The sequence below is a fragment of the Psychrobacter sp. CX21 genome, from assembly GCF_057396255.1.
The window spans coordinates 1-14,538 of the sequence record NZ_JBXYJG010000030.1; the positions used below are offsets into that span (position 1 = coordinate 1).

7 protein-coding genes, 2 tRNA genes and 2 rRNA genes are annotated in these 14,538 nt (G+C 41.4%); 6 read left to right on the plus strand and 5 right to left on the minus strand.

The window, feature by feature from the left end; translation table 11 throughout:
* Positions 1-31 precede the first annotated feature (31 nt).
* Complete coding sequence (locus AC2SLP_RS11505; protein ID WP_486535535.1) at positions 32-1,246, minus strand: IS256 family transposase; 1,215 nt, start codon at positions 1,244-1,246, stop codon at positions 32-34.
* Between the two features lie 447 nt (positions 1,247-1,693).
* Here AC2SLP_RS11505 and AC2SLP_RS11510 point away from each other — a divergent pair, with 447 nt between their 5' ends.
* From AC2SLP_RS11510 to AC2SLP_RS11535, 6 genes are all read left to right on the plus strand, one after another.
* Positions 1,694-3,484: a TolC family protein gene (locus AC2SLP_RS11510; RefSeq protein ID WP_486536793.1), complete on the plus strand. Its 1,791-nt coding sequence runs from the start codon at positions 1,694-1,696 to the stop codon at positions 3,482-3,484.
* 208 nt (positions 3,485-3,692) lie between these two features.
* Positions 3,693-4,745, plus strand: coding sequence for an HlyD family secretion protein (locus AC2SLP_RS11515; protein ID WP_486536794.1), 1,053 nt, complete (start codon positions 3,693-3,695; stop codon positions 4,743-4,745).
* A 23-nt stretch (positions 4,746-4,768) separates the two neighbouring features.
* Positions 4,769-6,247 (plus strand): ABC transporter permease, encoded by a 1,479-nt coding sequence (locus AC2SLP_RS11520; protein ID WP_486536795.1) that lies wholly within the window; start codon positions 4,769-4,771, stop codon positions 6,245-6,247.
* Positions 6,247-7,437: an ABC transporter permease gene (locus AC2SLP_RS11525; RefSeq protein ID WP_486536796.1), complete on the plus strand. Its 1,191-nt coding sequence runs from the start codon at positions 6,247-6,249 to the stop codon at positions 7,435-7,437. The genes AC2SLP_RS11520 and AC2SLP_RS11525 overlap by 1 nt, the downstream gene beginning before the upstream one ends.
* A 210-nt stretch (positions 7,438-7,647) precedes the next feature.
* Positions 7,648-9,318, plus strand: coding sequence for a cell envelope integrity protein CreD (gene creD / locus AC2SLP_RS11530; protein ID WP_486536797.1), 1,671 nt, complete (start codon positions 7,648-7,650; stop codon positions 9,316-9,318).
* Between the two features lie 571 nt (positions 9,319-9,889).
* Positions 9,890-10,690, plus strand: a complete 801-nt coding sequence (locus AC2SLP_RS11535; RefSeq protein ID WP_486536798.1) for a carbonic anhydrase — start codon at positions 9,890-9,892, stop codon at positions 10,688-10,690.
* A 73-nt stretch (positions 10,691-10,763) separates the two neighbouring features.
* Here the strand turns inward: AC2SLP_RS11535 and rrf are convergent.
* The 4 genes from rrf to AC2SLP_RS11555 form a co-directional block, all read right to left on the minus strand.
* Positions 10,764-10,878 (minus strand): 5S ribosomal RNA (rrf, locus tag AC2SLP_RS11540).
* A 145-nt stretch (positions 10,879-11,023) separates the two neighbouring features.
* Positions 11,024-13,878 (minus strand): 23S ribosomal RNA (locus AC2SLP_RS11545).
* Positions 13,879-14,213: 335 nt separating this feature from the next.
* A tRNA-Ala gene (locus AC2SLP_RS11550) sits at positions 14,214-14,289 on the minus strand.
* 98 nt (positions 14,290-14,387) lie between these two features.
* Positions 14,388-14,464, minus strand: a tRNA-Ile gene (locus AC2SLP_RS11555).
* Positions 14,465-14,538 lie beyond the last annotated feature (74 nt).

The following is a 14,538-nucleotide window of genomic DNA, read 5'->3' on the forward strand; positions in this document are numbered from 1 at the left end:
GAGCCCATCCTGAATTCTGTGTAACTGCAATTTAGATTAAATGCTTACTAACACGCTCATCGAACATAATCATAAATCGATTAAGAGCAGACGTCCAGTTACGGATGGGCATCGACCACTTTTTAGACGCCTGCTGAGTCGCTAGATAAACAACCTTTAACGCCGCTTGATCAGATGGGAATATCTTACGCTTATTCACAGCGGTACGAATCACGCTATTTAATGACTCGATAGCATTGGTCGTATAAATGGCTTTTCTAATGTCTTTCGGGTAATCAAAGAACACGGTTAAGCCCTCCCAATTATTGCGCCAAGAGGTAACCACATGCGGGTATTTATCGCCCCAGATCTCATTAAACTGCTCAAGGCTAGCCTCTGCCAGCTCAAGCGTATCAGCACCATAAACCGCCTTTAAACCAGCCGCTACTTTTTTTCTATCTTTCCATGGTACAAACTTCATAGAGTAACGTACCATATGCACAATACATAGCTGAACCTGTGTGTTTGGATATACCGTATTAATTGCCTCGCTAAAGCCTTTTAAACCATCCACACAGGCAATAAGAATATCTTGAACCCCACGGTTTTGTAGTTCAGTGAGAATACCTAGCCAGAACTTAGCGCCTTCATTCTCCGATAGCCACATACCCAGTAGCTCCTTTTTGCCCTCAAGATTGACGCCTAAGGCCAGATAGATGGCTTTATTAATGATTTGCTTGTCTTGACGTACTTTAACGACAATGCAGTCTAAATATACGATAGGATATAAGCTACTTAGTGGACGATTCTGCCATGCTGTGATGTCATCTATGATGTTGTCAGTAACCCTTGATACGAGACTGGTTGAGATATCAACGTCATAGATATCTTTGATACTCTCAACAATCTCAGTGGTTGTCTGGCCTTTGGCGTAAAACATGATGATTTTATCATCGAGCCCAGTGATACGAGTTTGATGCTTTGCAACCAATACAGGATCAAAGCTTCCTTCACGGTCTCTGGGTGTAGATACTTCAATCTCACCTGTGTCACTGCGCACTGTCTTTTTGGTGTGACCGTTGCGCTTGTTTGGGGTATCCGCCTTTTCATGCTTAGGATAGCCTAGATGCTCTTCCATCTCGGCTTCTAATGCAGTGTCAATAAATGACTGCATGAGCTCTTTTTGAAATGCTTTGATGTCTTCAAAGCTGCCAACGTGTTTGGCCATTTGTTCGGCTAGTTTTTTTAGTTCTGTTTGTTTTGTCATTGCTTATTCTCCTTTACTATGGATTATAAGCAGTTACACAAAGTTTGGGAAAGTCTCAATTATCAAACCTTAAAGTGTCTTTATCTTTAATTATGATGCTCTATCTAACTCCCCTATTTTTTCGACCAGATTAAAAAGCTGATGCATATAATTAAAGCTTATCTTTATTTATGCTACGAATGTATAATATAAAACGTCTTTTTCCTCAATTAATCAGTCGCCTATATGTCATTATCTAAGATGAATAGTAACAATACACTTAATCATAACGCTTATGGAGATAATTCTTTAATAAGAAAGCCTTATTTATCCTTACTATATTTAAAAGACCAGCCATCTTTTAAACCTTTGACTTATATAAAAACCTTTCCTCCGCTGATCTTACCTTATAAAGCTTTGTCTTTAATAAAAAGTAGATGTCATTTTCAACGTTATTTATTACCTGTTATGAAAGCTTCCAAACCTTTTGATAGTTCTGAATCTACTCAGCAACACTGTATTGGAAAAAACCGTATTAAACGCGACCATTCCCTAGTATATCCCCTACCTACCAAAGTGGGTTTAAGCAAAGCGCTAATGACACTCAGCGTATCAATCATAGCGTCACAAGCTCAAGCTTTAACAACGAATAACTCTACCGAAGACACTTACAGCGTAGATGCTTATATAACAAACCCATATCCAACTGACGCATCTATAGAGACGATGGGTGCGAATACGTACTTTGCAAATTCAAATTTGACCAATAACATACCGACAGTTAACGAAGTTGCGGACAATCTTGAAGCCGGCACTTATCAAACTTTTCCTTTAAATAAAATTGTCGATCCAATCACAGGTGTTTTGATTGATAATACGTATGTCGTTGATGTTCCAGAACGAATTAGTTTGCAAGAAGCACGGCATACTTTGTTACAAGTGTCTCCCAAGCTTGCGAGTAATAATGCGGCGATTGCTGCCAGTGAGCTAAGATCAGATGCCACAAAAGACTTGAACAAACCTTTGGTATTTTTGCGTGCCGGCGCTACTCGCTATAGGGTGGATACAGACGTAAACTTAACAGACTTTAAGTCCAAGGTCGCTACTGACTTAACGCAATTGGCGCAAAGTGGTGCTTTAGGTAACGGCCCAGCACTGTCTAATATTGACTTACCTTTAATAGTTGATAGCGCGATTCCAGATAATTATGAATTAAAACAAGAATCTAGCACAATAGGTGCAGGCGTCGCTATGTTATGGCCTGTTTATACTGCGGGACGTACCGAAGCGATAACCTCGTTAGCAGATGCCCGTACTGATGAAAGTGAAGCGGATGCTCTACTCGATAATGACTCATTGCAAACTACGTTGATTGAACGGTATTTTAAAGCGCAATTAGCCTTAATTGTGTCATATCTTCGAGATGATGCTTTGGACACCGTTGAACAAACCAATCATATGGTACAGCGGTTGTACGAAGAAGGGTTCGTTGCACGCGTAGAGCTTTTGGAAGCTCAAACTTCATTAGCTGACGCCCAAAGTGAGTCTATTAAAGCGCGTAACGATGCCCAATTGGCATTAACCGCTTTACAACGTTTGTTACGAACTCAAAAACCAGTCAAACCGACTACTCCTTTATTTGTCTCATCAAAGCCTCTACCGTCTTTAAAACATTTTCAGGAATTGGCACTTGCTAATCATCCAGGTCTTAAAAAGGTAGATGCAAAGTACTTGCAAGCGCAGTCATTACGCAGCCTATCAGACACAGGCTATAAGCCTACGATTTCTGTATTTGGTTACCATCAGCTTAAAAGTGACCCAAGCTGGATTGCGGGAGTTTCGGCAAGTTGGAAGCTATGGGGCGGGCTTAATAAAGAAGCGCAATTGGCATCGGGTGAAGCCTCAATGCGTCAAGCGTTGTTGAGTAAAATTGAGGTTAGTGACAATATATTATTATTGGTAGAAAAAAACTGGCAGTCTGTAGAAAACGCACGTATTCGTTACCAATCTTTAGAGAGCAATGTGCGCTTAGCAAAAGAGTTGCTGCGTCTAAGACGGCTCGGTCTACAAGAAGGGGTAAACACCACACTAGATGTGACTACCGCACAGACAAAATTCTTCAAAGCACGCACCGAGCAAACTGCGGCTGCTTACGATTATGTTCAAGCATTAGCAGCATTAAGTGAAAGTATAGGCTCTCCAGAAATGTTTCACGAATATCAAGCGTCGGCAGACATCAAACTTGCCAGCGTATTTTAAAATTATTAGCGCGCTTTCGTTTAGTACAATACGTTAAGCTCATTGCACTTAAGTAAGTGAGTCTATAAACAGATTGATAGACACTATAACGTTATATAAAAATTAGTAGCTTACAAAAGTTGTCTAATAGCGGCTATTCAGCATACTTTATAAATCATATTTAAAACTTTATAAATCTTATTTAAAACTTTATCGTTAGGATAAATTCATGACATCCTCCAAAAAGCCCAACTCAATCACTATCAGAAACATCGTGATTACTGTCGTCGTCCTTATGGTATTAGGGGCGATTGTTTATGGTTTGATGAAAAGTAAAGCGAGCGCTGAGAAGCCAAGTACAATACAAGGTCAAATGGAGATGCAGTCAACCTACATAGCAGCCAAAGTTCCAGGACGCATCTCAAAAATATACGTCACTGAGGGTGATTACGTCGAACAAGGTCAGCAGTTGATTGAAATGGACTCACCAGAGATCAACGCCAAAATTCAGCAAGCTTTAGCAGGACGTAAAGCAGCACAAAGTCAACTTGATAAAGCTAAAAATGGTGCTCGCCCTCAAGAAGTCGGTCAAGCCAAAGCCAATTATCAAGCCAATAAAGCGGCGGCAGAATTGGCTGAAAGTACGTATAGACGTATTGAACGCCTATATCAAGAAGGGCTTATGTCACGACAAAAGCGTGATGAAGCTTATACGCAATATCTTGCCAGTAATGATAAAGCGGCGGCCGCTAGACTGCAATTTGAGCTGGCAACAGAAGGCAACCGCTCTGAGGACATACAAGTAGTAGAGGCGCAATTGGCGCAAGTTGAAGGTAAGCTGCAAGAAGCACAAGCGGCGCAAAATGAAGCCAATCTAAAGAGCCCGGTATCTGGTATTGTTGATGACGTAATCATCAACCCAGGTGAGGTGATTGGTCAAGGTGTACCCATAATGACGCTTGTTGAACCTAAAGATCAATGGGCTGTCTTAAATGTTACCGAAAATAACTTAGGTCAGTTTAGTATCGGTACGGAGTTCATTGGTAAATTACCTGCATTGTCCACTGCAGATGACACTTATGAAATGCGGTTTAAAGTATTTAATACAGCGGCAATGTCAGATTTTGCGACATGGCGAGCTACAAATACCGAAGATAACTTTGATGTGAGAACTTTTGAGGTTAAAGCGCGCCCTATCAAACCTGATCCAAAAGTGCGTTCAGGGATGAGCGTGGTGGTTGAGCTAAATATTAAGAATGAGAATCCAAATAAAGTTAACTAAGATTGCTATAAATAGGCTAGATTATGTCGCAGTCTAAGAGTGATACTCCAAAGTTTGTCTTTGGCAATAAAGATGCCAAACGCTCATCACTGCTGTCTGTTTTTAAGCGCAGCGCAGGTTATGAAGGTCGGTTCCTCCTTCATAATTCGTGGGACTATGTCATTATGTTTTGGCTACCACTGCTTACCATACTGAGTGTGTGGTGGACTTTTTCAAACCCATATATTGTGAATTTACCGCTTGGCGTCGTTGATAATAGTAATAGCAGCTACTCAAGAACGTTAACGCGTTTTATAGATGCAAGTCCAGATATCAAGGTTGAAGGTTTCTATGCCAGTGCAAAAGAAGCGCAAAAAGCCATCTTAGATCAACAAATATATGGCGTCGTTATTATTCCAGAGGACTTCGCAGATCAAATAAATAATTCAGCTCCAGCGCCTATTATCCTAAAAGTAAATGCCCAATACGGTACGCATTCTGGAATTATTCAAAAAGGGATGCAAACCGTTGTCGGAACATTATCAGCGGGTGTTGAAATTAAGCAAAAGATAAAGCGAGGCAGCTATCCCGATCAGGCATTTATTGATTATTCGCCTATTGCTGTTGAGCGTGTCAGTTTATTTAATATTGGCGCCAACTACCAGCAGTTTTTAGCGTCTACAGTTATTCCTGCCCTGCTCCACATATTGGCCATGATTATTGGCGCAACGACAATTGGGCGTGAGATTAGGGACAAAACCTTCTCACTTTGGTATCACAATATGGTATATCCAGAGATGCCCTATCCAGACTTTCAAACGCTAAAACATATACCCCCTGATAAAAAACTAGCTTACTTGCACTCAAGCCTACACGATAGCTGGCAGTTGCCCATAGACTATCAAAGCCTTATAACTCAAACGTTTACCCCAATTGGTTTCAATAGGTTTAGTTTGATGTCTCCCTTATATCGATATGAAATAAATTTTAATAAAAGCGCCAAACCGCGTATGCCTAACAAGGTGTCGATTTTAGCATTGGTGGTAGGTCTTAATGGTAAGCTTATATGGACGCTACTATTTTATATGCTATGGGGCGCATTAGCCATCTCCCTAGCCGTATGGGTGCATCCAGCAGATTGGTTATCAATTTTGACAGTATTCATCGCCTATGTTGCATTGGTAATGATATCACTGTGGATGGGTGCTATTTTTAGCTTAACGTCTTACTCCTTACGAATGGGGTTGTCAAGTACTGCTTTTGTGTCTGCTCCCGCGTTTGCTTTTGCGGGTGTCACTTTTCCACTATTAGCAATGAGTGATGGGGCGCGACTTTGGGCAAATATTCTTCCTTTGACACATTATTTAAAGGTACATATTGCACAGCTACAAATGCTAGCACCGATTGAGATTTCTATACCAACTGTTATTGGACTAGTTGTTGCTGTGATAGTACTACTCATTATTACTGCGGCGCTTAGTGTTCGTGCATTTAAAAACCCAGAAAAATGGGGAGCGCGCTAATGTTTATACCAAAAAATAGACCCGAATCTCATACACGTGATAAAACTTATATTTATCATAAAACCTTTTTAGAGGGCTTTTTAGGCACGCTTAAAATGATCTTTTCAGATAAAGGGGTGCTCTTGATGCTCATCATAGCTCCTCTACTGTATGGATTTTTTTATCCCTGGCCTTATCGTGGCGAAGTGGTCAATGAGATACCTGCTGGAATTGTTGACCAAGATCGTAGTGAGCTTTCCCAAACTATCATTAGGTATAGTGATGCCAGTCCAAATTTATCAATACGGACATATAGCACTCAGCAAGCGGCGGTTAATGCGATGTATCATAATGATATCGCAGGCTACTTAATCATTCCTAATAATCTTGAAAAAGATGTCCTATCGAACAAACCGACCTATGTATCTATAATAGGAAATAACAGTTATTTTCTATTGAATAAACAGTTACAAACTGGATTCACCGCAGCGGTAGGAACCGTTTCTGCAGGTGTAGAAATAAAAAGAGATGTGGCACAAGGCGCCTACATTGATATTGCTAAAAATAGTACCCAAGCTGTACCTCTGCGTATCGACCGCCTTTTTAATCGTTCAGAAGGTTATGGGGCGTACGTTGTTCCAGCAGTAGCCATTTTAATATTGCAGCAAACGCTATTAATCGGTACGGCTTTATTAATTGGTACTTGGTACGAAAAAAGACGCCAAAATGCCAGTGCGACGGGATGGCTTGGGCGCATACTAGCCCTTAGTATGTGTACGTTCATAATGGGCTGCTTTTATTATGGCTGGGTGTTTTCAATACAAAACTATCCTCGAGGTCACAATATGCTAGGTAGTTTATTATTTATGGGTATATATACCGTAACTGTTGCTACTGCTGGCAGCTTATTTGGTATGTGGTTCAAACAGCGTGAACGTAGCATGCAAATTTTGATATTTAGCTCCTTGCCTATGTTCTTTTTGAGCGGTTATCCTTGGCCAGTTAGTCAGCTTCCAGAACCTTTGCAGTATATACGCTGGCTGTTTCCATCCACCTCAGGTATGAATGCATCGGTACAACTCAATCAGATGGGAGCGTCATTAAGTCAAGTCAGTTATTATTTATACCATCTGGTTGCGCTTGGTCTCATTACCTACATACTGCTCATTTGGGTACAAAATCGTCAATTAAAGCGTGTTCGAAAACTCTGATTTGATACATTTTATCTAAAAATACCCTGTACTTCTGAGTCGCCTTAATTGCGAATCTTATCAGATTGTCTTACTTATTTATTATTCATTCGTTTATACAATCTTCACTATCTTTTCATTGTTAGCACATATCTCTTCCTCTTAACTGATTTAACATGTTTAAAAGCATTAATAAATTAGTCAGAATTAAATCAGCAAGAGGAATGTACAATGCAAAAAACACTATTTATCAAATTATCGATTATCGCAGGATTGTGTCTTATCTTTGCGGTCGGATTGACCATGATCCGATCATTGATATTAGAAAGACAGAACTATTCAGAAAGTGTTATAACCGAAATAGCCGAACAACATGTTAACCCCCAACAAGTAATCAATCCTTTTATTGCAGTACCAATTACCATAACGCCATTATGTAATACGAATAACCCAGGCCCCATAATCAACGCAGCACAAAATACTAGTAATGTCGAGACTACCCCTACCTACAAATGCCAGTCTCCTTATACCAGTATCGTGACTTTATTTGCCTCTCAAACTACCGCTAAACAACATCTAGAGGTTAGTACAGATACCTATAAGCGGGGTATATATAACGCCATCAGCTATACAGGCGATTTAAAGTTCAACCAATCTTATGGCCAAAATACTCCAAGGGCATTAGATTCAAACACTTCAAATAAAGCATCTTTGCTACCCTCTCCACAAGATTCAACCTCTAAAAGTAAAGCCATTCATTGGAATCAAGCCAAATTAATCATACCGGTGTCAGATTTGCGCGGTGTAGCGACATTACCAACAGTGACAATTGACGATACTAAAATAAAAGCGACCTACCCACAGTCCAACTTATTAAACAATCTTAACTATGTCGAAGTGGCCCTACCCTCAACGATAACAAACAAGATTAAAAACGGTAATTTAAGCATTATTCCTGATGCCATAATGAATACATATACTGATACTGATACTGATACTGATGCTACTAATACTACCTCATTACAAACGCCTCTGGAATCGGGCCGTTTAGCCAACAGGGACAGTAATATTAATCCGACCTTTAAAGTTTCGATTGAATTGCCTTTAGCGGGTATTAGTACATTAAATACCATACCTACGGGAGAAAACTTCGAACTTGCTGTCGTGAGTAACTGGCATTCCCCTAATTTTATCGGACAAGCTTTGCCTAATACAAAAAAGATTTCGAATAACGGCTTTACAGCAAACTGGCAAAATCAATATTTAACTATAGCCAACAATCAACATTTATCGGCTTGTTTTGAAGAGCTGAGCATTAATAGCTGTTATATAAATGTTGACGCACCGCTAAGCTCAATCAAATATAAAGAGGATTTACGCTACACGGATGAAGCAAGTGCAGCTAATCAAAATGATGGCAAACTCATTAACTTGAGCGGGTTTAGCGTTAATTTCGCAGAGCCAAACGACGTGTATTTGCAAACTGAACGTACTATGAAGTATGCATTACTATTGATATTGGTATCTTTTGGCACTTTCTTCTTATTTGAAGTCATCAAATCTAGTCGAATTCATCCCATTCAATACTTACTAGTCGGAAGCGCACTCGTCACTTTTTATGTGTTACTCCTACCTTTAGCTGAGCAAATCGCTTTTTGGATGGCATATACTGCTGCTGCATCTGCATGTGTGGGTTTAATAGGTTGGTATTCTTATTATCTATTAGGTAGCGCAAAACGTGCCTTACTATTTACTGCCATACTTGGAGGTCTGTATGCAGCATTCTACGGCATATTGACGACCAAAGACTTAAATCTCTTACTGGGTGCAGTATTCTGCTTCGTTATACTAGCAAGTGTAATGATCATGACTCGTAAAATTGATTGGTACAAGATTGCCTAACTTATATTTAATTTAAAGAATAATTCGTTGTGAGCTGTCACTATATATATTTAAACAAAGTGATGGCTCAAACAAGCCTTAAAGATCACTCATTTTACAAAGGAGATATGATGTATATATCTGAACAATTAACTACCCTTTCACAAGTTAAAGAACCCTCTGCTTCATCTAATAACTTAATAAATTTTAATCAAACCAATTCTTATTACTTTATAAAGCCTACAAAACATCTAACACTCGAGTCAAACAACTGGATTGGTTATAGTCGTAACCAATGTATAATAACCGCCTCTAATTATGGTGTTAGTACCACCTCTTTTGCACATTACTTGTATTTAGTAGAATTAAATTTACTTTTATCGTTTAAAAAGCAGCATTGTATTTCTGTTGATAAAATCTAACTTAATTGACGACAGTCATCGACTTGCATTAAACAAATTTAAATATTAGGGTTTTAAACTATAATTTTAATGCGTAATATATAGAAGCGTTTGCTTAAACAAGTTTGAGTGAATGAGAAAGGTTCGACACTAACAATAATAACTTAATAAATTTAAATGGAGACAAATCTATGATCAAAAATACATTTGTAAAAGCTGCTTTAGGATTAGCAACAATCACTATGATCGGTGCTTGTACAAGTACAATTCAACATACCCCAAATCATACCACTTCAATGACGAACGATGCTCATCCTGCCTGGTCTTATACAGGTAGTACAGCACCAGATTATTGGGGTGATATACACGGTAATGAGCTATGTAAAGCAGGTGTTGAACAATCACCTATCAATATTACAACTGCCAAGAAATCTGAAATGACAGCGCCTATGTCTAGGTTTGTACCATCAAACATTGAAATTTTGAATAATGGGCATACAGTTGTATATACACCACAAAATAATTTGAATGTTACTGTAATTGATAATGAAAAATATACGCTAAAACAGTTCCACTTTCATACCCCAAGCGAACATCAAATATCTGGATTAAACTACCCAGGTGAATTACATTTTGTGCATGCCAATTCAAAAGGTGAGTTAGCAGTATTAGGCGTTATGCTAAACCCTAGTTCTCCTGTTGAAACTACTTTAGGTCAACTATTAATAAATAGTGCCGCAGCCACTGATAAAAACACATTATATTTGCAACAGGGTTTTCAAGTATCATCTCTATTGCCAAATGATGCCTCATATTTTAGCTATGAAGGTTCATTAACTACCCCGCCTTGCTCTGAAAAGGTCAAATGGTTTGTAGCTTCACAACCTATTGCTGTATCGCAAAATGAAATAAGAATGATGAAGAAACTTTATGATGGTAACTATAGACCTGTACAACCTCTTCAAAATCGCGAAGTTAAATTCGTTCAGTAGTTAAATTTAAATAATATTTGATACAAACAAAAGCCCCCTGCACATGCGTACAGGGGGTTTTTAAGGAATAGGGAGCTGACGATGACCTACTCTCACATGGGCGGACCCACACTACCATTGGCGCTACGATGTTTCACTTCTGAGTTCGAGAAGGGATCAGGTGGTTCCATCGTGCTATTGTCGTCAGCAAAGGGGGTATAGATATGAGTTATTGTATTGAACCTGAATCAAGTCACTTATATAAGTGATATAAATAATCAAATATATAAATAATTATCAGGTGATATCGAAATAATTGGCTGATATACAACTTTAAAACCACTTGGGTGTTGTATGGTCAAGCCGATCGAGCAATTAGTACAGGTTAGCTACACACATCACTGCGCTTCCACACCCTGCCTATCAACGTTGTAGTCTACAACGACTCTTAAGGGAAATCTAATCTTGAGGTTGGCTTCCCGCTTAGATGCTTTCAGCGGTTATCCAATCCGAACGTAGCTACCGGGCAATGCCATTGGCATGACAACCCGAACACCAGCGGTTCGTCCACTCTGGTCCTCTCGTACTAGGAGCAGATCCTCTCAAATTTCCAACGCCCACGGTAGATAGGGACCGAACTGTCTCACGACGTTCTAAACCCAGCTCGCGTACCTCTTTAAATGGCGAACAGCCATACCCTTAGGACCTGCTTCAGCCCTAGGATGAGATGAGCCGACATCGAGGTGCCAAACACCGCCGTCGATATGAACTCTTGGGCGGTATCAGCCTGTTATCCCCAGAGTACCTTTTATCCGTTGAGCGATGGCCCTTCCATACAGAACCACCGGATCACTAAGACCTACTTTCGTACCTGCTCGACTTGTGGGTCTCGCAGTTAAGCGCGCTTTTGCCTTTATACTCTTTGAACGATTTCCGACCGTTCTGAGCGCACCTTCGTACTCCTCCGTTACTCTTTAGGAGGAGACCGCCCCAGTCAAACTACCCACCATACATTGTCCTCGGTATTGTTATACCTGAGTTAGAACCTCAACATGACCAGGGTGGTATTTCAAGGTTGGCTCCACAAATACTGGCGTATCTGCTTCAAAGCCTCCCACCTATCCTGCACAAGTCAGGTCAAAGTTCAATGTAAAGCTGTAGTAAAGGTTCACGGGGTCTTTCCGTCTAGCCGCGGGTACACAGCATCTTCACTGCGATTTCGATTTCACTGAGTCTCTGCTGGAGACAGCGCTGCCATCATTATGCCATTCGTGCAGGTCGGAACTTACCCGACAAGGAATTTCGCTACCTTAGGACCGTTATAGTTACGGCCGCCGTTTACTGGGGCTTCGATCAAGAGCTTCGCCTTACGGCTTACCCCATCAATTAACCTTCCAGCACCGGGCAGGCATCACACCCTATACGTCCACTTTCGTGTTTGCAGAGTGCTGTGTTTTTAATAAACAGTTGCAGCAGCCTGGTATCTGCGACTGCTAATAGCTTACGGGGCAAGCCCTTCACCATCAGCAGCGTACCTTCTCCCGAAGTTACGGTACCATTTTGCCTAGTTCCTTCAGCAGAGTTCTCTCAAGCGCCTTGGTATTCTCTACCTGATCACCTGTGTCGGTTTAGGGTACGATTCGTTTATGACTAAGTTTAGAAGCTTTTCCTGGAAGCATGGTATAGACCGCTTCGCTGTACAAGTACAGCTTGCTATCAGATCTCAGCATTAATAGCCCGGATTTACCTAAGCCATCTGCCTACATCCTTTCACCTGGACAACCATCGCCAGGCCGGTATAACCTTCTCCGTCCCTCCATCACATCATAAACAAGTATCGGAATATTAACCGATTTCCCATCGACTACGCCTTTCGGCCTCGCCTTAGGGGTCGACTCACCCAGCCCCGATTAACGTTGGACTGGAACCCTTGATCTTCCGGCGTGGATGCTTTTCACACCCATTATCGTTACTCACGTCAGCATTCGCTCTTGTGATACCTCCAGCATGCCTTACAACACACCTTCTCAGGCTTACACAACGCTCCCCTACCACTTGAAACAATTTTCAAATCCGCAGCTTCGGCTCCTAGTTTGAGCCCCGTTACATCTTCCGCGCGGGCCGACTCGACTAGTGAGCTATTACGCTTTCTTTAAAGGATGGCTGCTTCTAAGCCAACCTCCTAGCTGTCTATGCCTTCCCACTTCGTTTCCCACTTAACTAGGAATTTGGGGCCTTAGCTGGCGGTCTGGGTTGTTTCCCTCTCCACGATGGACGTTAGCACCCACCGTGTGTCTCCCGGATATCACTCATCGGTATTCGGAGTTTGCATCGGTTTGGTAAGTCGGTATGACCCCCTAGCCGAAACAGTGCTCTACCCCCAATGGTGTTCGTCCGAGGCGCTACCTAAATAGCTTTCGGGGAGAACCAGCTATCACCGAGTTTGATTAGCCTTTCACCCCTATCCACAAGTCATCCCCTGGCTTTTCAACGACAGTGGGTTCGGTCCTCCGGTGCCTGTTACGGCACTTTCAACCTGCTCATGGATAGATCACTCGGTTTCGGGTCTATACCCCGCAACTAAACGCCCTATTAAGACTCGGTTTCCCTACGGCTCCCCTAATTGGTTAACCTCGCTACAGAATATAAGTCGCTGACCCATTATACAAAAGGTACGCGGTCACCCCACAAGGAGGCTCCCACTGCTTGTACGCACACGGTTTCAGGTTCTATTTCACTCCCCTCACAGGGGTTCTTTTCGCCTTTCCCTCACGGTACTGGTTCACTATCGGTCAGTCAGGAGTATTTAGCCTTGGAGGATGGTCCCCCCATCTTCATACAGGATTTCTCGTGTCCCGCACTACTTAATATGCTTCATCTAGAATTTCGACTACGGGACTATCACCCACTATGGTCAGATTTCCCACTCTGTTCGTCTATTCTAAAATCCGTCGGCTCCTCCCCGTTCGCTCGCCGCTACTAGGGGAATCTCTTTTGATGTCTTTTCCTAAGGGTACTGAGATGTTTCACTTCCCCTCGTTCGCCTACCAGTAAACTGGTATACCTAGCTTACGCTAAGTGGGTTTCCCCATTCAGAAATCTCCGGATCACAGGATATTGCCGCCTCCCCGAAGCTTATCGCAGGCTGTCACGTCTTTCTTCGCCTCTGACTGCCAAGGCATCCACCATGTGCGCTTAATTACTTGACCATACAACCCCAAAGGGTCTTTGTCAGCAATTATAACGATATCACCTTGATAATTTACGCTTGATTCAGTTCTCTTATTACTTTATTACGTTTATAACCAACCCCTTGGGATAACAGCAATACTATACTAGCTATTGACGTTAAAGAGGGTGATTAAAGGCTAGCAGATGGCTCAGTGATGATTCACCTGCTAACCGGATATTACAACTCATATCTATGTTTTTAAATAATAATGACCTCTTCATCAGAGTGTCATGTTGTTTCTGTATAAAACAGAAGTAAGGAATCGCTTTACTGATCGCTTAGTTCTGGTTTATCTATCGATGCTCTAATAAGTGGTGGAGCCAAACGGAGTCGAACCGTTGACCTCCTGCGTGCAAGGCAGGCGCTCTACCAACTGAGCTATGGCCCCTGAGAAGCGTGTAAAAAAAGCACCGCTTTTTTAGCTTCGCAAGAGAAATTTCCTTAAAGGGAAATTTCTAGAAGCCTTGTACTTTCCAAGATCTCATATGGTGGGTCTGATAAGACTTGAACTTATGACCCCCGCGTTATCAACACGGTGCTCTAACCAGCTGAGCTACAGACCCTGAAGAGCTTGCTAAAACTAAAGAACAACTTGTTGTGAATTCTTGCTGACCGAATGCCGTTTATAAGGAGGTGA

Coding starts and splice junctions, on each gene's coding strand:
- AC2SLP_RS11505 (WP_486535535.1), bottom strand. CDS start 1,246: ATGACAAAACAAACAGAACTAAAAAAACTAGCCGAACAAATGGCCAAA.
- AC2SLP_RS11510 (WP_486536793.1), top strand. CDS start 1,694: ATGAAAGCTTCCAAACCTTTTGATAGTTCTGAATCTACTCAGCAACAC.
- AC2SLP_RS11515 (WP_486536794.1), top strand. CDS start 3,693: ATGACATCCTCCAAAAAGCCCAACTCAATCACTATCAGAAACATCGTG.
- AC2SLP_RS11520 (WP_486536795.1), top strand. CDS start 4,769: ATGTCGCAGTCTAAGAGTGATACTCCAAAGTTTGTCTTTGGCAATAAA.
- AC2SLP_RS11525 (WP_486536796.1), top strand. CDS start 6,247: ATGTTTATACCAAAAAATAGACCCGAATCTCATACACGTGATAAAACT.
- creD (WP_486536797.1), top strand. CDS start 7,648: ATGCAAAAAACACTATTTATCAAATTATCGATTATCGCAGGATTGTGT.
- AC2SLP_RS11535 (WP_486536798.1), top strand. CDS start 9,890: ATGATCAAAAATACATTTGTAAAAGCTGCTTTAGGATTAGCAACAATC.